29 protein-coding genes, 2 pseudogenes and 1 other annotated feature are annotated in these 23,539 nt (G+C 36.3%); of the genes and pseudogenes, 11 read left to right on the plus strand and 20 right to left on the minus strand.

Annotation, left to right across the window (positions count from 1 at the left end; genetic code table 11):
* Positions 1-52: 52 nt before the first annotated feature.
* From tyrS to acsA, 6 genes and pseudogenes are all read right to left on the minus strand, one after another.
* Entirely contained in the window at positions 53-1,309 is a 1,257-nt protein-coding gene (tyrS, locus tag V7S50_RS08000) for a tyrosine--tRNA ligase (RefSeq protein ID WP_242252480.1), read from the minus strand.
* A gap of 70 nt (positions 1,310-1,379) precedes the next feature.
* Positions 1,380-1,608: a binding site (T-box leader), on the minus strand.
* 77 nt (positions 1,609-1,685) lie between these two features.
* The gene (locus V7S50_RS08005) at positions 1,686-1,931 is read right to left on the minus strand and encodes a hypothetical protein (protein WP_242252478.1); all 246 of its coding nucleotides are present in this window, start codon (positions 1,929-1,931) and stop codon (positions 1,686-1,688) included.
* The gene (locus V7S50_RS08010) at positions 1,912-2,457 is read right to left on the minus strand and encodes an RNA polymerase sigma factor (RefSeq protein ID WP_242252476.1); all 546 of its coding nucleotides are present in this window, start codon (positions 2,455-2,457) and stop codon (positions 1,912-1,914) included. Before V7S50_RS08010 ends, V7S50_RS08005 begins: the two co-directional genes overlap by 20 nt.
* Positions 2,438-2,893, minus strand: coding sequence for a hypothetical protein (locus tag V7S50_RS08015; RefSeq protein ID WP_000066442.1), 456 nt, complete (start codon positions 2,891-2,893; stop codon positions 2,438-2,440). The genes V7S50_RS08010 and V7S50_RS08015 overlap by 20 nt, the downstream gene beginning before the upstream one ends.
* Before the next feature lie 66 nt (positions 2,894-2,959).
* Positions 2,960-3,235 (minus strand): annotated as a pseudogene (locus V7S50_RS08020) (maltose acetyltransferase domain-containing protein).
* 85 nt (positions 3,236-3,320) lie between these two features.
* Complete coding sequence (gene acsA, locus V7S50_RS08025) at positions 3,321-5,039, minus strand: acetate--CoA ligase (RefSeq protein ID WP_063222475.1); 1,719 nt, start codon at positions 5,037-5,039, stop codon at positions 3,321-3,323.
* Positions 5,040-5,215: 176 nt separating this feature from the next.
* On the opposite strand from acsA, the gene acuA reads away from it, so the two are divergent.
* The 4 genes from acuA (at position 5,216) to V7S50_RS08045 (ending at position 8,752) form a co-directional block, all read left to right on the plus strand.
* Positions 5,216-5,848 carry an acetoin utilization protein acetyltransferase AcuA gene (gene acuA / locus V7S50_RS08030; RefSeq protein WP_063222474.1) on the plus strand — a complete coding sequence of 211 codons (633 nt, stop codon included), beginning with the start codon at positions 5,216-5,218 and terminating at the stop codon, positions 5,846-5,848.
* A gap of 18 nt (positions 5,849-5,866) precedes the next feature.
* Positions 5,867-6,511: an acetoin utilization AcuB family protein gene (locus V7S50_RS08035; RefSeq protein WP_000634565.1), complete on the plus strand. Its 645-nt coding sequence runs from the start codon at positions 5,867-5,869 to the stop codon at positions 6,509-6,511.
* The gene (gene acuC, locus V7S50_RS08040) at positions 6,508-7,674 is read left to right on the plus strand and encodes an acetoin utilization protein AcuC (protein ID WP_242252474.1); all 1,167 of its coding nucleotides are present in this window, start codon (positions 6,508-6,510) and stop codon (positions 7,672-7,674) included. Before V7S50_RS08035 ends, acuC begins: the two co-directional genes overlap by 4 nt.
* 202 nt (positions 7,675-7,876) lie before the next feature.
* Positions 7,877-8,752, plus strand: a complete 876-nt coding sequence (locus tag V7S50_RS08045) for an alpha/beta fold hydrolase (RefSeq protein ID WP_242252472.1) — start codon at positions 7,877-7,879, stop codon at positions 8,750-8,752.
* 57 nt (positions 8,753-8,809) lie between these two features.
* Here V7S50_RS08045 and V7S50_RS08050 read toward each other — a convergent pair whose 3' ends face one another.
* The 3 genes from V7S50_RS08050 to V7S50_RS08060 all read right to left on the minus strand — a co-directional run bounded on the left by V7S50_RS08050 (position 8,810) and on the right by V7S50_RS08060 (position 11,368).
* Positions 8,810-9,097: a hypothetical protein gene (locus tag V7S50_RS08050; RefSeq protein ID WP_242252470.1), complete on the minus strand. Its 288-nt coding sequence runs from the start codon at positions 9,095-9,097 to the stop codon at positions 8,810-8,812.
* A 125-nt stretch (positions 9,098-9,222) separates the two neighbouring features.
* Positions 9,223-9,912, minus strand: coding sequence for a response regulator transcription factor (locus V7S50_RS08055; protein WP_063222470.1), 690 nt, complete (start codon positions 9,910-9,912; stop codon positions 9,223-9,225).
* Position 9,913: 1 nt separating this feature from the next.
* On the minus strand, positions 9,914-11,368 hold the full coding sequence (locus V7S50_RS08060; RefSeq protein WP_336375984.1) for a sensor histidine kinase: 1,455 nt from the start codon (positions 11,366-11,368) through the stop codon (positions 9,914-9,916).
* Positions 11,369-11,517: 149 nt separating this feature from the next.
* Here V7S50_RS08060 and V7S50_RS08065 point away from each other — a divergent pair, with 149 nt between their 5' ends.
* The 3 genes from V7S50_RS08065 to mscL all read left to right on the plus strand — a co-directional run bounded on the left by V7S50_RS08065 (position 11,518) and on the right by mscL (position 13,730).
* Entirely contained in the window at positions 11,518-12,198 is a 681-nt protein-coding gene (locus V7S50_RS08065) for an ankyrin repeat domain-containing protein (protein ID WP_242252468.1), read from the plus strand.
* A gap of 78 nt (positions 12,199-12,276) precedes the next feature.
* Positions 12,277-13,203 (plus strand): Gfo/Idh/MocA family protein, encoded by a 927-nt coding sequence (locus tag V7S50_RS08070; RefSeq protein WP_242252466.1) that lies wholly within the window; start codon positions 12,277-12,279, stop codon positions 13,201-13,203.
* Positions 13,204-13,331: 128 nt separating this feature from the next.
* Positions 13,332-13,730, plus strand: a complete 399-nt coding sequence (gene mscL / locus V7S50_RS08075) for a large-conductance mechanosensitive channel protein MscL (RefSeq protein WP_000267001.1) — start codon at positions 13,332-13,334, stop codon at positions 13,728-13,730.
* 49 nt (positions 13,731-13,779) lie between these two features.
* On the opposite strand, the gene V7S50_RS08080 is transcribed toward mscL, so the two are convergent.
* Positions 13,780-14,052 carry a DUF3917 domain-containing protein gene (locus tag V7S50_RS08080; protein ID WP_000636592.1) on the minus strand — a complete coding sequence of 91 codons (273 nt, stop codon included), beginning with the start codon at positions 14,050-14,052 and terminating at the stop codon, positions 13,780-13,782.
* A 152-nt stretch (positions 14,053-14,204) separates the two neighbouring features.
* Between V7S50_RS08080 and dhp61 the strand changes: the two genes are divergently transcribed.
* From dhp61 to V7S50_RS08095, 3 genes are all read left to right on the plus strand, one after another.
* Entirely contained in the window at positions 14,205-14,501 is a 297-nt protein-coding gene (gene dhp61 / locus V7S50_RS08085; protein WP_242252465.1) for a protein Dhp61, read from the plus strand.
* 81 nt (positions 14,502-14,582) lie between these two features.
* Complete coding sequence (locus V7S50_RS08090; RefSeq protein WP_242252464.1) at positions 14,583-14,816, plus strand: DUF3949 domain-containing protein; 234 nt, start codon at positions 14,583-14,585, stop codon at positions 14,814-14,816.
* A 13-nt stretch (positions 14,817-14,829) separates the two neighbouring features.
* Positions 14,830-15,192 carry a DUF4288 domain-containing protein gene (locus tag V7S50_RS08095; RefSeq protein ID WP_242252463.1) on the plus strand — a complete coding sequence of 121 codons (363 nt, stop codon included), beginning with the start codon at positions 14,830-14,832 and terminating at the stop codon, positions 15,190-15,192.
* 34 nt (positions 15,193-15,226) lie between these two features.
* On the opposite strand, the gene ccpA is transcribed toward V7S50_RS08095, so the two are convergent.
* The 5 genes and pseudogenes from ccpA to V7S50_RS08115 form a co-directional block, all read right to left on the minus strand.
* Positions 15,227-16,225 carry a catabolite control protein A gene (gene ccpA, locus V7S50_RS08100; RefSeq protein WP_242252462.1) on the minus strand — a complete coding sequence of 333 codons (999 nt, stop codon included), beginning with the start codon at positions 16,223-16,225 and terminating at the stop codon, positions 15,227-15,229.
* A 417-nt stretch (positions 16,226-16,642) separates the two neighbouring features.
* A pseudogene (locus tag V7S50_RS34035) lies at positions 16,643-16,776 on the minus strand (bifunctional 3-deoxy-7-phosphoheptulonate synthase/chorismate mutase); the annotation flags it as partial.
* 112 nt (positions 16,777-16,888) lie between these two features.
* On the minus strand, positions 16,889-17,905 hold the full coding sequence (locus tag V7S50_RS08105; protein WP_242252461.1) for a CamS family sex pheromone protein: 1,017 nt from the start codon (positions 17,903-17,905) through the stop codon (positions 16,889-16,891).
* 117 nt (positions 17,906-18,022) lie between these two features.
* Entirely contained in the window at positions 18,023-18,349 is a 327-nt protein-coding gene (gene ytxJ, locus V7S50_RS08110; protein WP_001057490.1) for a bacillithiol system redox-active protein YtxJ, read from the minus strand.
* Positions 18,349-18,861: a DUF948 domain-containing protein gene (locus V7S50_RS08115; RefSeq protein ID WP_080468442.1), complete on the minus strand. Its 513-nt coding sequence runs from the start codon at positions 18,859-18,861 to the stop codon at positions 18,349-18,351. The genes ytxJ and V7S50_RS08115 overlap by 1 nt, the downstream gene beginning before the upstream one ends.
* Before the next feature lie 187 nt (positions 18,862-19,048).
* On the opposite strand from V7S50_RS08115, the gene V7S50_RS08120 reads away from it, so the two are divergent.
* A complete protein-coding gene (locus V7S50_RS08120; protein ID WP_242252460.1) occupies positions 19,049-20,164 on the plus strand; it encodes an aminopeptidase in 1,116 nt (371 codons plus the stop codon).
* A 37-nt stretch (positions 20,165-20,201) separates the two neighbouring features.
* Here V7S50_RS08120 and V7S50_RS08125 read toward each other — a convergent pair whose 3' ends face one another.
* The 5 genes from V7S50_RS08125 to murC form a co-directional block, all read right to left on the minus strand.
* Entirely contained in the window at positions 20,202-20,636 is a 435-nt protein-coding gene (locus V7S50_RS08125; protein WP_242252459.1) for a hypothetical protein, read from the minus strand.
* Positions 20,637-20,651: 15 nt separating this feature from the next.
* The gene (locus V7S50_RS08130; protein ID WP_242252458.1) at positions 20,652-20,834 is read right to left on the minus strand and encodes a hypothetical protein; all 183 of its coding nucleotides are present in this window, start codon (positions 20,832-20,834) and stop codon (positions 20,652-20,654) included.
* Entirely contained in the window at positions 20,831-21,235 is a 405-nt protein-coding gene (locus V7S50_RS08135) for a PH domain-containing protein (RefSeq protein WP_242252457.1), read from the minus strand. The genes V7S50_RS08130 and V7S50_RS08135 overlap by 4 nt, the downstream gene beginning before the upstream one ends.
* A gap of 102 nt (positions 21,236-21,337) precedes the next feature.
* Positions 21,338-21,892 (minus strand): GNAT family N-acetyltransferase, encoded by a 555-nt coding sequence (locus tag V7S50_RS08140; RefSeq protein WP_242252456.1) that lies wholly within the window; start codon positions 21,890-21,892, stop codon positions 21,338-21,340.
* 164 nt (positions 21,893-22,056) lie between these two features.
* Positions 22,057-23,367, minus strand: coding sequence for a UDP-N-acetylmuramate--L-alanine ligase (gene murC, locus V7S50_RS08145; RefSeq protein ID WP_060632578.1), 1,311 nt, complete (start codon positions 23,365-23,367; stop codon positions 22,057-22,059).
* Between the last annotated feature and the right edge of the window lie 172 nt (positions 23,368-23,539).

Below are 23,539 nucleotides of genomic sequence, written 5' to 3' on the forward strand. Positions count from 1 at the left end.
AAACTTTTCAGCCTACAATTCGGGGTACTATTTGTTTTATATTCGTTTCTAATTAGTAACGAATTAAGAAATATTTCTTTTTACCGCGGCGAATGATTGTGAATTTACCTTCGATGCGGTCATTTTCTGTTACAACGTAGTCTAATGCTTGTGTACGCTCACCGTTTACGTAGATTGCGCCGTTCGTTACATCTTCACGTGCTTGACGTTTTGATGGAGAGATTTTGCTTTCCACAAGTAAGTCGATTAATACTGTATCTTCTGCAGTACGTTCTACAGATGGTACATCTTTGAATCCTTGCTCGATTTCGCTTGCAGTCAATTCTGCTACAGAACCACTGAATAATGCAGCTGAAATTTTAATTGCTTGCTCTAATGCTTCTTCACCGTGAACAAGTTTTGTCATTTCAGAACCTAATGCTTTTTGTGCTACACGTTTTTCTGGCGCTTCAGCTACTTGCTTTTCAAGCTCAAGAATTTCTTCATGAGATAAGAATGTGAAGTATTTTAAGTATTTAACAACATCACGGTCATCTGTGTTAATCCAGAATTGGTAGAACTCGTAAGGAGTTGTTTTTTCTGGATCTAACCAAATTGCGCCGCCTTCTGTTTTACCAAACTTCGTACCATCAGATTTAGTAACAAGTGGAATTGTTAAACCAAATGCTTTCGCATCTTCTTCTGATTTACGGATTAATTCAAGACCAGCTGTAATGTTACCCCATTGGTCACTACCACCGATTTGTAGGCGGCAATTATGGTGTTGGTATAAGTTTAAGAAGTCGTATGATTGTAAAATCATGTAACTAAACTCAGTGAATGAAATACCAGTCTCTAAACGAGATGCTACTGTATCTTTTGCTAACATATAGTTTAAACCGAAGTTTTTACCGATATCGCGTAAGAATGAAATTACATCTAAGTTACCAAGCCAGTCATAGTTATTAGCCATTGTTGCTGGGTTGTCCACGTTTTCAAACTCTAAGAAGTTTGAAAGTTGGTTTTTAATGCTTTCTGTGTAGTAAGCAACTGTATCTTTCGTATTTAATGTACGCTCTGCTTTTTTACCACTTGGATCACCGATCATACCAGTACCACCGCCAACAAGTGCGATTGGTTGGTGACCAGCTAATTGGAAACGACGTAACATTAATACTGGTAACATATGACCGATGTGTAAGCTATCCGCTGTCGGGTCGAAACCACAGTATAATTTAACGCTTTCTTTTTCTAGTAATTGCTCAAGGCCCTCAGCATCTGTTTGCTGATTAATTAGACCGCGAAATTCAAGATCTTGTAAAATACCCATATCCTACATACTCTCCTTTAAGTTCATTACTGGCGTGAAGGTTGAAAACATAAAAAAATCGCCCCTTCAAATAAGGGACGATTTTGATTATCGCGTTACCACCCTAGTTGCAGACCAAAAAAGCCTACCACCTTATTTACATAACGGCTTAGCACCGTCTTTTCCCTTTTGAATACAATTCAATCGAAAAAAGATGCTCTAGGGGCGTAATTCGCGATCATCTATGTGCTGATTTCCACCGACCATCAGCTCTCTAAAACAGGGAAATGATCACTACTTCTCCCTTTCCACGCTCAATTATTCATATACTTTTCTTTATACCATCATTTATATAGGCGTGTCAAATAGAGGTGGAATTTCTCACCTTGCCAATCCTTTACAACGTCGCAAAGAGTATCGTAATAAGAGAAAGAATCGGAACTCCAACTAGCAACGATACATGAAACAAAACTGATAAATCATTTCCTATCGTCGCCTCCACAGGATCTTTCGCCGGAGAACCAAGAAATCCGATTAATCGATCGAAGCGACTTACCGTTTTTGGAAAGTCCGGTACTTCTACATGGTCACTATCTAAATGCTGTTTTAATTTATATTCACTCTTAAAGGGATTTTCGCTCAATTTCATCCACCTCCAGCAATTGTTTCAATTTCTTTATCCCGTTATGAAGTCTCGATTTCACTGTTCCAATCGGAATGTTTAATATTTCTGCAATCTCTTTTTGCTGCATATCATGATAATAAGAAAGGATCAGGACCGCTCTTTGCTCTTCAGGAACTTTCAAAATCGCTTCCCTTACTGTGAGCCGATCTTCGTGAGAAAATTCTTTTTCCGGAATCGGCACTAAAAACGGCAAAAGCGTACGCCACTTTTTTCTCCTATTTAATTTATTAATCATAAGACGATAACCGATTTGAAATAAATACGTTTTTATTTTTCCTTTTTCAGGCTCATACATATGTTTCTTTCGTTCTAACGTCAAAAACGTATCTTGCACAAGGTCGATACTCAGCTGTTCATCTCGATTAAAGCGATACAGAAATGTATATAGCGCTGGTTTAATTAAAACGTATAGTTTTTCCCCAGCCTGCTTATTTCCACTTTGATACGCAAGCATGAGCTCTTCCTCAATCCCAATCTGCGCCATGATTTTTGATCTCCTTTATTCCTTTTAACGTTAACGAAATGCGGGAAATTAAATAGCAACTTGCGACAATAATCCATACTTGTGATTGATTCGTAAAAAATTGAACGTACGGGTTTTGAATTGTCTGGCCGGTTGAAACTAAAATATTTAATGCTTGCACACATATGCATGCATACACTGCAAGACAAGCCGAAATCGTATCAAATACATTCCAACGAAAATACACTTTTGTTTTTGTAAAATCAATTTTATATCCTTTTTTCCGTACTATATATTTTCTATCAAACGGAATAATGATGGAAAACATCACAATCATCATGACTCCAGCTGTGATCATTGAAACTTTAAATCCAATCGGCATCGGTAATAACAGACCACAAGAAAATACGGCTATAATTCCAATTAAAGCAAAAGTAAGAAGTAATTTATTAGACATATAAAAGCCTCCCTCATCTATTCTTTCATAAATGTATACAGACGAGGAAGGTGCTTCGTTCAAATATTATTTTATTTTTTTAATAACCTTTGCAGGATTTCCGCCAACTACTACATGATCTGGCACATCTTTCGTTACAACGGCGCCAGATGCGATAACCGTATTGTCTCCAGTTGTCCCAAATAGTTCTTTTACGATTCCACTACGTTATTCTAATTTTACTTCTAATGTTTCATTTAACTTTCTTGTTAATATACGAGAACGCTCCCTCTCTTGTACTAAAACTGGATCAGTCGGTATATATATTTCTCCTAGTATCATTTTTTCTTTTTCTGTTTTCATTTTATTTCCTCTTTAACTTCTATGTAGGTTAAAGAGGGAATAAAAAAGAAAGGTCTGAACGTTGTTTCGTTCAGACCTTTCTCTCTTAATCTTCCATCGTTGATAAGTCACCTGTTGGTAAGTTTAACTCCCACGCTTTTAATACGCGGCGCATAATTTTACCACTTCTCGTTTTCGGTAATTTATCTCTAAATTCAATTTGTCTTGGTGCCGCATGAGCTGCTAAGCCTTTCTTTACAAATTGACGAATTTCTTCTTTTAACTCTTCAGATGGCTCGTATCCCACGCGAAGCGCGATAAATGCTTTAATGATTTCTCCGCGAACTGGATCAGGAATACCAATTACACCAGCTTCTGCAACAGCAGCATGCTCAATTAATTTGCTTTCTACTTCAAATGGTCCAACACGCTCACCTGACGTCATAATTACATCATCAATACGTCCTTGGAACCAGAAGTATCCATCTTCATCCATGTATGCAGAATCACCTGATACGTACCAGTCTCCTGGCATGAAGTAAGACTCATACTTTTGCTGATTATTCCAGATTCCGCGCATCATAGCTGGCCAACCTTTACCAATTGCTAAGTTACCCATTGTGTATGGAGGCACTTCATTTCCTTCATTATCAACAATCGCTGCTTTCACACCCGGAATTGGTTTACCCATTGAACCTGGACGGATTTCCATACAAGGGTAGTTACAAATAACTTGTCCACCTGTTTCTGTCATCCACCACGTATCATGAATACGAAGTCCAAATGCGCTCATACCCCAGCGAATTACTTCTGGATTTAATGGTTCACCAACACTTAATACGTGTCGCACTTGTGATAAATCATATTTTTTAATTGCATCTTGTCCAGCTCCCATTAACATACGGAAAGCTGTTGGTGCGCTATACCAAACTGTTACACCGTAATCTTGCAGTGCTTCATACCACGCTTCTGGACTAAAGCGTCCGCCTAAAACAACATTTGATGCTCCGACTAACCACGGTGCGAAAATACCATAAGCAGTTCCCGTTACCCAGCCTGGATCAGCTGTGCACCAATATACATCGTCTTCTTTTAAATCTAATACCCATTTCGCCGTTTGGTAATGCTGAACCATTGCGTTTTGTGCATGAAGCACACCTTTTGGCTTACCAGTAGAACCAGACGTGTAATGAAGGATTAAACCGTCTTCACGACCTAACCATTCGATATGTAATTCTTTTGAAGCTTGTTCAAATAAAGGATTAAACGCTACAGTTTTACCGCCTTCTTCTACATTGTCTCCAACAAGGAAGACTGTTTTTAAAGCTGGTAAATCATTTAATGGTACACGCTCTAGCAATTCAGGCGTTGTAATTAACACCTTTGCTTCGCTATCTTCTAAACGGTCGCGAACTGCACCTTCCATAAATGCCTCAAATAGCGGTCCAACGATTGCCCCTAATTTCACTGCACCAAGAAGTGCGAAATATAACTCTGGGGAACGCGGCATAAAAATAAAAACGCGATCGCCTTTTTCTACATCGCCATAATTTTTCAGGACGTTTCCTGCTTTATTAGAAAAATCCTTCATTTCCTTAAATGTATATTTCTCTTTTCGCGATCCATCTTGATAATAAAGAGCTACTTTATTCTTTCGATCGGATTTTGCATGCTTATCAATTGCCTCATACGCCATATTTACTCGGCCTGTCTCATTCCAAGTAAAGTTTTTATTAACCTCTTCCCAGTTAAAATTCGCGTATGCCTCATCATAATTCGGCAAATTATTTTCTCCTTTAATGACAGGAAGCGTTTCTACTTTCATACTTTACATCCCCCTCCTATGTATTCTATTATCTATTATAATGACATTATTTAAAATTTTCAGTATATTTGTTGATTTTTAGACAAATTTTTAATGACAAAATTCGATTCACATCGCATATATTATAAAGTACGATATTAATAGATTCACAAACCCTCAAGGTGGTGAGCAATACATTGATTCATAAAAAAATATATAATGCTAGAAACTTAAAAACAGCGAAAGGCACTTTAATTATTGAAGGTCCTGTCTCTACACATAACTTAGAAATGTATGAATTTCATCCAGATTTAGTTGCGTTTCGTCCTGCCGAGCAGCAGTACAAAGCAATTGTCGAAATTTCTAAATTACCAGAAGCTCGTCTCATTATTGCTAGACATGACCAAACAATCGTTGGATATGTTACATATTTATATCCTGATCCGCTCGAACGATGGTCAGAAGGAAAAATCGAAAACTTAATTGAACTCGGGGCAATTGAAGTAGTCCCAGCCTTCCGCGGATGCGCTGTCGGAAAGAACTTGTTAGAGGTTTCAATGATGGACGATTATATGGAAGATTACATTATATTGACGACTGAATATTATTGGCACTGGGATTTAAAACAAACAGGCTTAAACGTTTGGGAATATCGAAAAGTAATGGAAAAGATGATGAATGCTGGTGGCTTACAATGGATGGCTACAGATGATCCTGAAATTTGCTCGCATCCCGCTAACTGTTTAATGGTCCGCATCGGTAAACGCGTTGATACGGATTCTATTCAAGCATTTGATCGTCTACGTTTTCACAATCGTTTTATGTACTAAATAAAGGGGGCAACTGGAATGATTGTAGAAGAAATTATGAATCAAGATGTGGTGACACTACACCCAAACGATACAATCGAAACAGCAATCCGAACGATACGCACGAAAGGCATTCGGCACATTCCAATTGTCGATCAAAATAATCATGTCGTAGGCATTATTTCTGATCGGGATGTAAGAGATGCAAGTCCATCAATTCTTGATGAACAAGTTCCACTCGCTATGCTGAAACAACCGCTCGACCTTATTATGAAACAACCTGTTATGACTTGCCATCCTCTTGATTTCGTTGAGGAAATTGCTACCTTATTTTTTGAAAATAAAATAGGGTGCCTTCCTGTAACAAAGGCTGGAAAGTTAGTTGGAATCATTTCTGAATCCACTGTACTGCACACGTTAGTGAAATTAACAGGAGCACATCAACCAAGTTCACAAATTGAAATTCAAGTAAAAAATGAACCTGGTATTCTTGGAAAAGTCGTTGCTATTTTTAGTGATTTGCAAATAAATATCGTGAGCGTTCTCGTCTACCCAGCAAAAGATGAGAATGATAAAGTACTCGTTTTCCGCATTCAAACGATGAATCCTCTAAAGGTGATTGATGCACTTGAAGCGGAAGGCTACCGCGTATTATGGCCAAACATCATGGGGATGCAAGCATGAGTAGCGCGTTTATTTATTCGGATGACTTTCGGGGCTATTCGTTTAGCCCTGATCATCCTTTTAACCAACTGCGCGTCACACTTACGTATGATTTATTACAAAAGAGCGGTTTTATCTCACCCTCTCAAGTCATCCCGCCACGGATGGCTACGGATGAAGAGATTGCCTACGTTCATACAGAGGAGTACATAAATGCGGTAAAACGTGCTGGAGAAGGTAAGTTAGAAAAATCGATTGCGATGACATATGGACTCGGAACAGAAGATACACCGATGTTTCCAAATATGCACGAAGCAAGTGCGTTACTTGTTGGCGGTACGTTAACTGCTGTCGATGCTGTTCTTTCAGGGAAAGTAAAACACGCGCTTAATTTAGGCGGTGGCTTACATCACGGTTTCCGCGGCAAGGCATCTGGCTTTTGCATCTATAACGATAGTTCCATCGCAATGAAATATATACAGAAAAAATACGGTTTACGTGTTTTATATATTGATACAGATGCTCATCACGGTGATGGGGTACAATGGTCTTTTTACGACGATCCTAACGTATGTACCATTTCCTTACATGAAACGGGGCGTTATTTATTCCCCGGAACTGGCGCTGTAAATGAGCGCGGACAAGGTAATGGCTATAGTTATTCTTTTAACGTTCCACTCGATGCTTTTACAGAAGACGAATCGTTTCTAGAATCCTATCGAACAGTTGTAAAAGAAGTTGCCGCATACTTTAAACCGGATATTATTTTAACGCAAAATGGAGCCGATGCACATTATTACGATCCACTTACACACCTTTGCGCAACGATGAAAATTTATCGTGAAATACCGAAGCTTGCTCGCGAAATCGCTAACGAATATTGCGAAGGTCGTTGGATCGCTGTCGGCGGTGGTGGTTATGACCACTGGCGCGTCGTCCCAAGAGCTTGGGCACTCATTTGGCTCGAAATGAACAACATCCAAAACATCTCAGGTTATCTCCCTCCAGAATGGATTGACGCTTGGAAAGGACAAGCAGAAACAGAACTTCCCCTCACATGGGAAGATCCAGACAACATGTATAAACCTATCCCCCGTAAACCAGAAATTGAAGAAAAGAATGCATTAACTGTAGCGAAATCCCTTGAAATTATTCGGAATAATATGACAAAATCTTTGTACTAAACGAAAAGGAGGCTCGTTTTTGAATAGCCTCCTTTTATTTATTGTCGGTTTCTATCGGTAAGTCGATATATTTTAATAATCGCTGATATATTTCAGGTTACGCCGATATATTCTGATAATCGCTGATATATTTTGAGTTGCGCCGATATATTCCAATAATCGCTGATATATTTTCATTTAGTCACAGTCTGGCCCAATTTTCATGAGGAAAGGTCGTGATATTATGTGGAAACAACAAATGATCCACACGAAACGTGGCACATTCGAGCTTTTTACTAAAGGCAGTGGCGAACCACTTTGCATTACACATCACTATTCACAATTTAATGAAACTGGTGATTACTTTGCAGATGTTTTCACTTCTACGCATCGTGTATTCCTCATTAATTTACGAGACGCTGGTAACTCAGCAAAAGCCAATTCTGAAAAAGAATTAAGTATGATTGAAACGATTCACGACTTAGAAGCAATTAAAGAAGCTTTGCAATTTTCCACATGGCATTTCGCTGGCCATTCAACTGGCGGTATGCTTGGAATTTTATATGCAATCACATATCCAAAATCCTTACAATCATTAGTCGTGGCCGGAGCCGCAGCAAGTAACTATACCGAAACACCATTTTGTATTTATCATCCGGAACATCCTCAGTTTCATTATATGCAACAACTCATTGAAAACTTAAAAAGCCCTCACCTTACAAATGAAGAACGGAAAGAACTATCTACGAAGAGAACAAAATTATCATTGTATAAACCAGAAAACTACAATTCTTATTTTGATAAACCAATCACAAAAATAATGTCTGCTAGCCGGATGAACGCTTTCAATAAAGAATATCCTTTATTTGATTTAAGAGAGTATTTACCTTCTATCAATACAAAGACCCTTATTATGTGCGGACGACACGATGTGCAATGCCCGATTCAGTACTCTATCGAGTTGCATGAGGGTATACGTAATTCTATATTCGTTCCATTTGAGGACAGCAACCATTATCCTTTTTTGGAAGAAGCTGCTCAGTTTACTTCTACTACTCAAGTATTTTATAAATTATTACGTCAGTACTGTTATTATTAAGGAAGTCTAAACAATGACAAAAAGCTCAAAGTCTCTATATGACTATGAGCTTAATTTTTAGAAGAAATATTTCATACTAAAAACAACTAAAAGAACACAAGAAATAACAACTACACCCACATTGAGTAATACTGCCTTTTTATCTCCTTCTTTTAAACTTACCATAAAACTAGAAATTATTTTAATTCCAAAAAAGACCATCATAAATAACCCACCGAAATGATCATTCGTATAATCTTCATCAAAAAACATTTGTATTGCACCAATAATTAATAAGATAAGTATGATATTAGTTCCAATTTTTAAAACCTTGCTTGATTTATTATCTTTTAATGTCTCCCCCAAAATGTAGCACTCCCTCTCATGCTCTCCTATTTTTTATTCCTCTTTATATTTTAACATGAATTTCCTATTTTTCTTTTTTGTTCGAATAACATACAAAAAAACCTGCCAATTACTCGGCAGGTTCCCTACACATTAAAACGATAACCAGCTCCCCACACTGTTTCAATATATTGTGGGTGAGCGGGATCTCTTTCAATTTTTTCACGTAATTTTCTAATGTGAACGACAACAGTGGCTAAATCACCAGCAGAGTCTAATCCCCAAATGCGTTCAAATAACTGTTCTTTATTTAATACTTGGTTTGGATGCGTTACAAAGAATGTTAATAAATCAAATTCCTTCGTTGTAAACGCAATTTCTTCATTGTTTATAAAAACTTTTCTCGCCCTTTGATCAATAGAAATTCCGTGAATATATAACGTATCGCGTTGCTTACTTACATTTCCTGACAATCTTTCATAACGAGAAATATGGGCTTTTACCCTTGCGACTAATTCACTTGGGCTAAACGGTTTCGTTATATAATCATCCGCTCCTAAACCGAGCCCGCGAATTTTATCTATATCTTCTTTTTTTGCTGAAACAAGTAAAATCGGAATATCTTTTATAGCTCGAATTTGCTTACAAATTTCAAATCCATTCATCTTTGGAAGCATAATATCTAAAATAATTAAATCGTAGTCTTCTTGCAGGGCCATTTGTAAACCTGTTTCTCCAGAGTGTTCTACATCAACTTGAAAATCACTAATTTCTAAATAATCTCGCTGTAATTCTGCAATGCTTACTTCGTCTTCTATTAGTAAAATTCTTTTCAAATTACTCACCACATTTCTCTACTTTTTCCAATGAGAAGAAAATACTTGTGCCTTTCCCAAGCTCGCTTTCCGCCCAAATATTCCCGCCATGTTCTTCAACAATTTGCTTCGCTATCGCTAAGCCAAGTCCACTTCCACCTGTACTAGAATTTCGCGATTGCTCTGCACGATAAAACCGTTCAAAAATATAAGGAAGTGTATCAGATTCGATACCTGATCCATTGTCCATTACTTTCACAATAACTTTATTGTTATCACTCCATACTGTTACAGTAATTTTCTTTTCTTCTTTATCCATGTATTTCACACTATTATGAATTAAATTTGATATCACTCTATTTATCTTTTCGCAATCAGCCGTTACATATAGTGGTGATGCATGTAATTGTAAGTTAACTTCTATACCTTCTTTACTTAAATCCATCTGCATCTCTTCTATTAATTCTTGCATAAACATATTTAATTCAACCGTTTCAAACTGAAATGGAACTCGATTCAAATCGAGCTTTGAAAATAAAAATAATTCATCAATGAGTGTATCCATATGCCTTGCTTTCGTATGGATAGTCGTTAAGTACTTATCCATTTTTTCTGGTGTATTTGCTACCCCGTCTTTTATTCCTTCTACATATCCGATAATTGAGGTAATCGGTGTTTTTAAATCATGAGAGATGTTTGAAATGAGCTCTTTTCGATTTTCTTCATACTGTGTTTGTATCTCTATCGACTCTTTTAATTTCTTTCTCATTTCTTCAAATCCTTGATTCAATTGCCCTATCTCATCGTGGGATGTAACTGGTATTTGAAAATCTAAATTTCCGTCTTTAATTTTCTCAGTCGCATCTTTCAATACAAAGATTGGTTTTATCACACTTCTTGAGACGAGATAACTTAATAATCCAATAAGCAACACGGCTAACAGTAAAAGTGATACAAACAAAATCGGAAATAATTTTTGTGTAAGATCTACAAATGAACTTTGCTTTTTTAATACAAATATACTCCCCTCTTCTTCCTGAGGAAAATAAAAATCAAACTTTACATATCGATAAAATGTATCACCTAGTTCCGTTGTACCACGACTATTAATATTTGCTGATTCAAATTTTGGAAGAGCTTCTTTTAAAGATACACTTTCAAATACTTTTGTAGTATAAGAAATGGTCTCTCCCTTTCTTACAACTATTTTCACCCCTTCTTTTTCAAGTGATGAAACGAACGATTCATCTAATAGTTGAGATTGATGTTTCTTTGCTGCCGACTTCAACTCAATATACGCATTCTCTTCTTCTGGTGTAAGTGGCTTTTGAATGTAAGAACTTTTATAGAAATTTTTCACTGACTCCAAATCACCTGTTATCGAAAAAACGATTAAAAATCCTGCAACTAATATGAGCGTAATAGAAACGAAAATGACAGCGATATAAGAAAATAAAAACCTTGTTTTAATAGACATATGTTACATCCTCACTTTATCAAACCTTATTACTAATAAGCATAAAAATATATGTTCAAATACTCAAGCGATTTTATAGTAATTTTAGCGTCAGTTTATAAAAATTTAATGTTCTTATTTTACAGTTGAAATTAGGAGGTTGAGATTCCATGTTCAAAAAAACATTAAGCATGATATGTTGTGTAATTTTTTTGCAAGGATGCTCGCAAGAACAAGAAGTTAAAAAGGAGATGACAAACATGGAGACCGCGCTACTAACAGCTACTGAGAAACAAGAAACGAATACTGTTATATCGTTACTCAAAAAAGGGGCTGACATAAATATAACAGACAATAAAGGACGTACTCCTCTTATGATTGCTACATACAAAAATGATGTAAAAACCGCCAAAGCGCTTATCGATGCGGGGGCCGACGTAAATATCCAAGATGATATGCAAAACAATCCCTTTCTTTACGCTGGTGCTGAGGGTTACTTGGATATTTTAAAACTAACGATTGATGCTGGGGCTGATCCAACGCTTACGAATCGATACGGCGGTACAGCTCTTATTCCAGCCTCAGAACATGGCTATATTAATATTATAAAAGAACTCCTCACACGAACAAATATCGATGTAAACCATGTAAATAACCTCGGATGGACAGCTTTAATGGAAGCCATCGTACTAAGTAACGGAAATGAAACACAACAACAAGTCATTCGCCTTCTTATTGAACACGGTGCAGATGTAAATATTCCAGACAACGATGGGGTTACCCCGCTAGAGCACGCTCGCGCTCATAACTTTAAAGAGATAGAGAAGATTTTGTTAGAAGGACATAAGTAAAAGCTAATTTTTGCCTTCCTCCCCCGCCCTATGCTACATTTAAGCCGTTACATCAATATTAATAGGGTGGGAATAAGAATGAACAAACCTAAAATTGGGATGATTGGACTTGGAAGTATTGCACAAAAAGCCTATCTTCCAACACTTACAAAAGAAACAGATTGGAATTTTGTAGGGGCGTTTACACCTAACGCGGAGAAAAGGAAACAAGTTTGCCAGCAATACCGTATTCAAGACTTTCATTCTATTGAAACGTTAGCTTCAGAATGTGATGCAATCTTCGTTCATAGTTCAACTGCTACGCATTATGAGATTGTTTCTGAACTTCTGAAAAAAGGAATCGATGTTTATGTAGATAAGCCGTTAGCTGCTACAGTGGAACAAGCTGAGAAACTAGTCGAATTGAGCGAACAGTACAATCGAAAGTTAATGGTCGGATTTAACCGCCGCTTCGTTCCTATGTACGTTGCGGCAAAAGAGCAAGCTCATGATATTTCGTGGATTCGAATTGAAAAACACCGTTCAAATAAAGTCGGGCCATATACGTACGACTTTACGATGTTAGATGATTACTTACATATTGTAGATACTGCTCGCTGGTTAGCTAATGATGACCTTAACGTCGTTCACAATATGATGCAAATCAATGAAAAGAATGAACTTCTTTACGGACATCATACATATACAACTCCAAGTGGACTGTTACTTTCTACAGCGATGCACCGCCATGCCGGTACAAATTTAGAACAAATTGAACTTGTAACGACAGGGAAAATCATTCGTGTAAAAAATATGAATACATTTGAAGTTGAAGAGGAAAACTCTGTTTCACAAAGCGGTTCACCATCATGGGATACGACGTTAAAACAGCGCGGTTTTGAAGATGCTGTTCATCATTTTATTGACTGTGTACACGGAGATACAAAGCCATTAGTAGATGGTTTGGAAGGATTAAAAACGCAGCAACTGTTGCAATCTTTACTAGATGATGTAAATAAAAATTAAAACGGATACATTTTTCAGAATTTACTTTCATTCCCATTTCCCCTTTATTTCTCTCGCAAATTTCTATAGAATATGTTGATAGGAATTATAAATTTCATAATGAATCGTGGAGAGGATGGGATTAACACATGTGGAACGAGTTTAAAAAATTCGCATTCAAAGGGAATGTAATCGATTTAGCTGTCGGGGTTGTAATCGGTGCTGCATTCGGTAAAATCGTTAGTTCTTTAGTAAAAGATATCATCACACCATTACTTGGTATGGTATTAGGTGGCGTTGACTTTACAGATTTAAAAATTACATTTGGTAAGTCATCTATTATGTATGGTAACTTCATCCAAACTATTTTTGATTTCTTAATTATTGCAGCGGCTATCTTTATGTTTGTTAAAGTATTCAACAAACTAACATCTAAAAGAGAAGAAGAAAAAGAGGAAGAAATTCCAGAACCAACAAAAGAAGAAGAACTTCTTGGCGAAATTCGCGACTTATTAAAACAACAAAATTCTTCTAAAGATAGAGCATAATTGAACGGATAAAAAGGCATGTCCCGAGGGGACATGCCTTTTCTATATACTATAACGTTTCCGAATTCATATGAATAAATAAAATAATACCAGCAACCATAAGTACCATAATACTACCTGCAAATAGTGTAATACCCATAAACATTAAACTTGTGCTCATATCCACTGATACACTTTCAATAAAAATAGAAATTACATACGTGATAAGGGCAATTCCTGCAAGAATACTTCCTGGAACAAATCGCTTTAAGCCATTTTGTTTTAACGTCATATATGCAAAAATAGCAGTCATACAAAGCGTAATTATCCAAAGAACGATCATCTTTTCTCCCCCCTCACAAACCTTTTCTTTCTATTATACATGACATTGCCCTATAATAGTTGAATTTGCACTTATGTGACATATAACAAGGAATACCCCCAACTGTAGCGAAAGCATTACAACATACACTTACACAATGAGGAGTGGTTCATTTGGAATATACTACTGTAGGGGATTTAGAGTTAGTCGAACGATTCGATTATGTTACGATTGACTTAAACAAACAGTTTTTTTATATCGAAGTTGTAAATCTACAAAGCAATAAAGCTGTACTAAAAATATCAATGAACTTAGAAAAAGACGAAACGATGATAGAGGGAAATACAATTCAGTACGATACTTTGCACATAGAGGCATTATTACAAGGGTTAAAATGTATTGCACAAACATGTATTGATTGCAATTTAAGCAACCAAGAGGAACTGTTCGCATTTCTAGAAGAAAATTAGCCCCCAATTAAAAATGGTTATTTTTTCCATTAATTGATATAATTATCATATACAAATATTCTTTATAAGGGAGTGTTCATAATGATTTGGATTTCACTAATCGTATTAGCCTATTTCATCATTCTCGTCCCAATACAGTATAACTATATGAAGATGCTCAAAGAAAAACAGAAGAAAATGAATGCCTCACAAAACGAACTATATGACAACATGTCTTATGAAGAATCCCAAATACTCTATCATCAAAGTAACGTCTTTACAATACCAGCTTCACTTGTAGCAAGTATTGTTTATAAAATGAAACATTCGGCATAAGGAGATTTCCCAAATGTACGCTGTAAAATTATTGTTTGAATCTGTTCATTCTGGTGAGCCTGATCCTACGAAAATTGATGAGCATTATGAAGAGAGTCACGATACACTTTTTGAAGAAAGTATTATTCTTGTTAAAGCAAACAGTATAGAGGAAGCTCACGAATTAGGTGAAAAGATAGCTATACACCCTGAAGAATCGTACGATAATATGTACGGTGAGCAAGTAACGTGGACGTTTCGAAAAGTATTGCATGTGTTTGAATTAGACGATACACCATTTGAAACGGGAAAAGAATTGTACGCAAGATTTTTACACGTTAAGAAAAATGAAACGGTAGATACCGTAGTAAAAGCATACTACCCTGAATATGAATAAAAGCTCACAGCAAATGCTGTGAGCTTTTTTATACTTACTTCGTTGAATCTCTAAATTGGATACGATGAGGTAAGATAACAGTGTGATCTTCCACTTTTTCTTTGTTCATATACTTTGTTAATAGACGCATTGCTACTGCACCGATATCATACATTGGTTGTACAACTGTTGAAAGCTGTGGACGTACCATTAATGCAAGGCGTGTATTATCGAAACCAAGTACTTCTACATCAGTTGGTACGTTTAATCCAGCGTCTTGTGCTGCATGAATTACACCTAGTGCCATTTCGTCAGAAGATACGAAGATCGCTGTTGGCTTCTCATCACTGCTCCAAAGCTTTTCGAAAGCTTCGATACCTGAATCATATGTGTAATCTCCATCGATTACAAGATTTTCATCATATGAAATACCTACTTCTTCTAGAGCTTGTTTATAACCTTGTAACTTCTTCGCGCTTCCCGCTTTATCAATGAAAGGACCAGAGACGAAACCGATACGCTTATGTCCTTGCTCAATAAAGTGCTTCATTGCGTCGTAAGCTGCTTGTGTATAATCGATATTTACTGATGGCGTTTCATTTTGCTCATCAAATGACGCTGCTAATACGATTGGTACTGGAGACTTTTTGAATTCTTCAATGTGAATATCTGTAATATCTTCACCCATGAAAACAATTCCGTCTACTTGTTTTCCAAGCATCGTATTTAATAAATGGAACTCTTTCTCTTTGTTTTGGTCAGAGTTACTTAAAATGATGTTATATTTGTACATCGTTGCGATATCTTCAATTCCACGAGCAAGTTCTGCATAAAATGTATTTGAGATATCAGGAATAATAACACCTACTGTAGTTGTCTTCTTACTTGCTAGTCCACGTGCTACCGCATTTGGGCGGTATCCTAAACGATCAATTGCTTCTAATACTTTCTTTCTTGTTGTAGGCTTTACATTTGGGTTACCGTTCACAACGCGTGATACGGTAGCCATTGAAACGTTCGCTTCGCGCGCTACATCATAGATTGTTACGTTCATCTCATCGCACACTCCTTCTATTTTTGTTATCTATTTTTATGTATCGGTTACTTGAATGAAAAAAAGACATCAACTCTATTTGCAGATGCCACCAATCGTCCCGAGTTCTTCCTTTTACTAATGATACGATAAAAACGCAGGCTCATACAATATTTTCCCGCAAAAGTTTCGAAAAAATTCGCTTCTTTTCTCGTATTTTCGTATTTTTTATAAAAAAAAGGGCATTTTTTGTAAAAATATAGATGTTTCATAAGTAGAAACCTTATTTTAAGCAGTAAGATAGTAAATGAAATTTATATCGGCGATTTTTTTAATATATCGATCGCAGCTCGAAATATACCAGCGATTTTCCAAATATATCGACTTACCAACAAGAATCGACAATGATAGTCATTTGATGCGCTGGATCTGGAAGTACTTCACAACTGACAATAGAAGATCACGGCGTCCTGTAGAATGCGTTATATCGACAACGCCAGGGGTAAATAGGTTTCTTTCTTTAAAATCGGCACAGCGGAAATATGACGCGTATAACGCGGCGCTCTTTCAAATTCTTATATGTTACTTTATAGCTGATATATATACGATTTTCAAATCCCCTCTCAACAAACAACGTACACTTTCATTTAAAATAAAAAAAGACAGTTTAAACACTGTCTTTTTTTACAAGAAGGAAACAAACGGTTTATCGCTGTTTTTCTCTTTTATAACAATTGCCTCGATTTTATTCTCGGACTTTATCTGTAATTGCACTTTTGCACCTTTCGGTAATTGTTCTAACATACTTTGAGCAGCCAGTTGGGTAAGGGCCATTAATTCTGTTTTACCGTTATATTTAATAACAATATTCATATTTAATGTATCCATTTGATCTTTCTTATAAGAAACCTTAGCATTTACTGGGATAAAGTCTCCAGGAGAAAAACCTTTCATTGCCTCAGCAAATTTATTTATTTTTGTATTATCTTCTCCATGTGCTTGTGTAAATTCATCAGAAGGATATGAATACGCTTTTTCTTCAATCGTATTCCAATTTCCAAGATTCGTATCATTTTTTTGAACGGTAGCACTAGCAATATACGTACCATTTTTTAAAGAACTTGTACTTTCTTGCTTAAAGATAGCAAACGTAATTGGGGATTTATTATACTTGTCATTTTTATGAATAGCTTCAATAAGTTGCTTGGCAACTTCGGTCCCCTTAGACATTGCTTCTTCATTCGATACGCTTGAAGACATAGCTAAACCAATCATAACACCAGATAAACTTAGTTCGTTTGAATTCTGCTTCCCGAAATAGTCTTGTTCTATAATATTTGTCAAAACGGGTGCTTCTACTTTGGCGACTAGTTCATCAACTAACTTCTCAGGAATATACTGATTTAATTGAAGCACATGATTTTCTGTATCAAATTGCTCTTTTGCAATATTCATTAAACCATTTTCATACTCTGCTAAATCTAATTTAGAATTTGTTTTTATATTAGCTGTATTTATAACCTTTTGTTCTTTTAAAGGGATTACAGTTCTATAATAATCTTTAGAAACAGCAGTTCTCGGGATCATGCTTTTTTCTTTCGTATCTTTCTGTATAACTTCATCCTTCTTACTAATCGTATCATTACTACAAGCTCCTAGTAATAGACTTACGACCGCGAAAGATAATGCCATTTTCTTCATTACTTAAAACCTACTTTCAACAATCTAGTTATTTAGTTTGAACTATTAACAGTTTACCATTAAATATATTTCAACAAAAACAAAAAAAAGAAGCAAGCACCTTTCGCTTGCTTCTTTTTATTTAATATTCTCTTCTAAAGCATCTTTTTTAATATTCCAATGAGATGTATTCCATACTACCATCCCATCTTTTATGTATAAAACTTGCGGAGATTCATGTTTAATGCTGTACTGTTCTGCAACACGATTCGAAACATCTCTCGCATCTTGTACGTATAAGTAATACGCTGGTACCGCTCTTTCTTCACTACAATAAGCTTGGAATTCTGTATAGGCACCATGACTAATCGGGCATGTCGTACTATGTTTAAAAAGAACATAAGGTTCGTTTTTTTCTACTAGTACTTCAAGCTCTTCAATTGTTTCAACTTTTGTCATATTCATCACGATTCACCTCTCATACGAAGTCTAGAACGCTTCTCTTTCTTTTCAGCTTTCTTCTCAAGTCTTTCTAGTTTACGCTCTTCTTTTTCAACCTTTTTCTCTTGTCTTGTCGAACGATAATGATTGTATACTTCAATTGCTGCGCTACTCCACTGTACAACTTGCGCTACTTTATCTGCATTATTTTCAATTTCGTCCGTAACAGACTCTGATACATTACGAAGTTTCGTATTTAAAGAATGGATTGTCGTTCCAATTCCATCTACACCCGATACCACTTTATTTAATGATTGTGATTTCTGTTGGATGTCATCAGCTAACGCATTTGTTTTATGTAATAATTGCTCCGTCTCTACGCTAATCCCTTGCATTTGCTTTTCTAAACCTTCTAACGTGCTTGCAACGTTTTCTAACGTCTTCTGAACCGATAACAACGTTCTGCATACATACACTACTAATACAGCGAAAGCAACCGCGATAATAGCTGCACTTACATATAAAAGAACTTGCATTTCATCACTTCCTTTATCTTTTTCATACTTTCCCCTATTATACAATCATTTTCCGTTTCGTTCTAATCCCTATCTTTTCATTAGAATTTTCATACTTATTCGTCAACTTTAACATAAATGATTCAACAAATTCCACTAAGTAGGTTACAATAGGGGAGGATACATAATTAGTAGGGAGGCTTTACATATGAAAGATCCACGCATTGAAAAGTTAGCATACAATTTAATTAACTACTCTATCCGCTTACAAAAAGGTGAAAAAGTATTAATTGAAAACTTTGGCTTACAAAAAGAACTTGTAACTGCACTTGTAAAAGAAGCATATGCAGCTGGTGGTTTCCCATTCGTTTCTTTAAAAGATCATCAAGTAGATCGCTCTTTATTAATGGGTGCTACTGAAGAACATTTCGAACAAATCGCTGCGTATGAAGCAAGCGTAATGAAAGATATGGACGCTTATATCGGTCTTCGCTCTGGCGATAACATTAACGAACAAGCTGACGTGCCAAGTGAAAGAATGCAAATTCACGCTCAAACAGTTGGTAAGAAAGTTCATAGAGACATCCGCGTTCCAAAAACACGCTGGGTTGTTCTTCGCTACCCAAATGCTTCTATGGCGCAGCTTGCTAAAATGAGCACAGAAGCTTTCGAAGATTTCTACTTCGAAGTTTGTAACTTAGATTACGGTAAAATGGATAAGGCGATGGATAGCCTTGTTACATTAATGAATAAAACAGATAAAGTTCGCTTAACTGGTCCTGGAACTGACTTAACATTCTCTATTAAAGACATTCCAGCTATTAAATGCTCAGGTCATTTAAACATTCCAGACGGTGAAGTATACTCTGCACCAGTTCGTGATTCTGTTAACGGTACGGTTTCTTACAACACACCATCTCCTTACAACGGTTATACATTTGAAAATGTACAACTTAAGTTTGAGAACGGCCAAATTGTTGAAGCAACTGCAAACGATACAGAACGCATTAACAAAATCTTCGATACAGATGAAGGCGCACGCTACGTTGGTGAGTTCGCAATCGGCGTAAACCCATACATCTTACATCCAATGGGAGATATCCTATTCGATGAAAAAATCGATGGCAGCTTCCACTTCACTCCTGGACAAGCTTACGACGATGCATGGAACGGCAACAACTCGAACATTCACTGGGATTTAGTATGCATTCAACGTCCTGAATACGGCGGCGGCGAAATTTACTTCGACGACGTACTAATCCGTAAAGACGGACGCTTCGTTGTACCTGAACTAGAAGCTTTAAACCCAGAGAACTTAAAATAAAAAAAAAACGCTCGGGATTTTCTCCGAGCGTTTTTTTTTAATACTCTAATAACTCTTTTGCCACATCTTCTGGCACTTTAAAACTCATTTTCTTATTTTTCATTTCAACTTCCACATACGGGACATCTTTATATACTGTCATCACACCAATTTCATGTAACTCTTTTTTATCTTTACTCGACTCCGATAATTTTGGTGTATCTTCTTGATACATTGTAAATGTTTTCCCTTGCGGAGTATCTAAAGGAGCCGATTGCATTTCCCACTTATCCATTTTCATGACTTCAAACAGCTTTTCAATTTCTTTCTTATCGGTAATTACTTTTTTCTCACTTGAATCAGTAAGTGATTCAATTTCAACTTTTTGTGCCTTTTCTAAGTTCATATCTGCCTTTTCCTTCTTCGTACTACATCCTATTAAAAGAACGGATGCGGTTAGCAAAAGTAAAAATAACATAAGGACTTTTTTCATTTCTAATCCTCCTAACTACATAGAGCTACTTTTCTCGCTTTTTGTTTGCTGAAAATGAAAATAATATAAAAGCGCCACTGCAATAGTACCAATTAATATCGGAACATATAAAGGCAGATGCCATTTCGTATATACTTTAGTGCAGCCAACAAGCACAAACAAAATTTCCAAACAAAACAATGGTTTTACATATTTCATATCTTGCCTACCATTTCTATTTTTACATTTGGATTCTCTTTCTCGATAAGCGCCAAAAATTCATTCCTATCTTGCGGCATTGCAACCATATGTACTTTGTATGCATTCGTCGTAATTTCAAGGTATTTTCCAACTTGACGAACAACTCTTATATCTTTTAATACAACATCATCATTTAAAATGCCGTACTTTAATACACCATTTTCTACTTTATGCTTTTTAATAAATACCTCCCAAACGAGTGGCACATTTACAATAAGGCATAAACCCATCCCAATTAAAGCTGACATCCACTGGGATTTATTTGTGACAATCATGACAAGTGGATATACAAACATAAAGGCTAACGTGAGACAAACAAAAATTACTACTGACTTACTTCTGTGGATTGGAAAATTCATACACGCACCTCCTATCCTAAATTATACCATTAATTCCATTTTAGTTCATAAAAAAAGGCCATTTCTGAATGACCTTCTTAAAGAATATACCTATAACATTTCTTACTTATCTTGAATCTCTATCCACTCTGAAGCTAGTAAACTATATACAGCGATATCGTGAAAATGATCATATAACCATTCTTCATCTCTTAAAATACCATCTAACTTAAACGCTAAACGCTCTGGAATAGCGCGGCTTTTCACATTTTCAACACCGCATCTAATTTCCATTTTATTTAATTTTAAATTCTCAAATGCATAGTGAAGTACAGCCTTCACGCTACGCGTCATAATACCTTTCCCGCCAGCATCTTCTGCAAGGTAATACCCAAGACTCGCTGCTTTCTTCCCCCAACTTACTGGATGAATACCTACCATCCCAACGAGCTTTCCTTTATAACGTATACCACTTTCAAAACCGTCTCCCTCTGCAAACTTCTTTAACCACATCGGACAAATCTCATCATAAGCATCAGCAGATTTCATGCCATCTACCCAAGGAAGCCATCTTCTTAAATGGTTACGGTTTTGATTTATTAATTGATATAGTTCCTCTTTATGATGTTTTTCTAATAGTTGTAGTTCGATTTCTTCGTCTACTCGGAGTGTAAACATGGTTTTTAGCTCCTTTTAATTTTCTTATTATTCTAACACTTATAATTAGAAAATACCCCTCAATATATCAACGATTTTTAAAATATATCGACTTACCGACCAAATTCGACAACAATACTACACAACAAAAAAAGACGCACAGCCACAGCTATGCGTCTTTTCTATTACTTCTCTGCAACTTGAACTTCTTTTACGTAAGCTGCTTCGAATTTTTGGATGTCTCCTGCGCCCATGAAAATTAGAACGCCGTTTTTATGTTTCTTTAATACATCCGTTGTTGTATCTGTAATTAGTTCTGCACCGTCAATACGCTTCTGCAGATCTTCGATTGTTAATTCACCTTTGTTTTCGCGCGCTGATCCGAAAATATCACATAAGTATACTTGGTCAGCTTTGCTTAGGCTTTCAGCGAACTCATCTAAGAACTTTTCTGTACGTGAGAATGTGTGCGGCTGGAATACAGCGACAACTTCACGCTCTGGATGTTTTTGACGAGCTGCTTCAATCGTTGCATTAATTTCTGTCGGATGGTGTGCGTAGTCATCGATAATAACTTGCTCTCCCATCGGCTTTTCATTAAAGCGACGTTTTACGCCTTCAAAAGTTGTTAGCTGATGCTTAACTGCTTCTACATCAACGTTTTCATAATGGCAAAGCGCGATTACTGCTAATGCATTTAATACGCTGTGGTTGCCGTATCCTGTAATTTTGAACGTGTCATAGTACGTATTACGAACGAATACATCGAAAATAGTACCATCTGTTCTCTTTTGAATGTTACGTGCTTGGAAATCATTATCTTCTCCAAATCCATAGAAAATAACAGGTACTTTCGCTTGAATTTTTTGAAGTTCTTCATCATCTCCACATGCAATAATGCCTTTTTTCACTTGCAATGCCATCTCTTGGAATGCACTGAATACATCATTGATATCTGTAAAGTAATCCGGATGATCAAAATCAATATTTGTCATAATCGCATAGTCTGGATTGTAAGACAAGAAATGACGACGATACTCACAAGCTTCAAATACAAAATACTTACTATTTTCTACCCCATGCCCTGTTCCATCTCCAATAAGGTAAGATGTAGGGTGTGCACCTTGCATTACATGGGCTAACAAACCAGTTGTTGATGTTTTTCCATGTGCACCAGTTACAGCAACACTTGTGTATTGGTTCATAAGATCACCTAAGAAGTGATGGTAACGATGTACTGGGATGTTTAATTCTTTTGCTGCTACGATTTCTTCATGCGTATCAGGAAATGCATTTCCTGCAATAATCACTTGTCCTTCTTTTACATTACTTTTATCAAAAGGAAGGATTGAGATACTACGCTTTTCCAACGCTGTTTGTGTAAAGAAACGCTTTTCATAATCAGACCCTTGAACAGTATGCTTCATGTCATGAAGAATTTGCGCTAATGAACTCATTCCTGTTCCTTTAATTCCTACAAAATGGTAAACTGTCATCTTAAAGAACCTCCAACATTTCGAACTAATACAACGGCCTATCTATAAGACAGTATATGAATCTTTTCTTATTTTGGTAATCATCATACATTTTTGATGTAGTGAAGTTATTCTTCCCTTCACTTATCAGGATAAACTCGTACGTACTTCTTTTTTATGTCCATAACAAATC

It is taken from the genome of Bacillus sp. CCNWLW194, from assembly GCF_037120585.1.
Classification (GTDB): domain Bacteria; phylum Bacillota; class Bacilli; order Bacillales; family Bacillaceae_G; genus Bacillus_A; species Bacillus_A basilensis.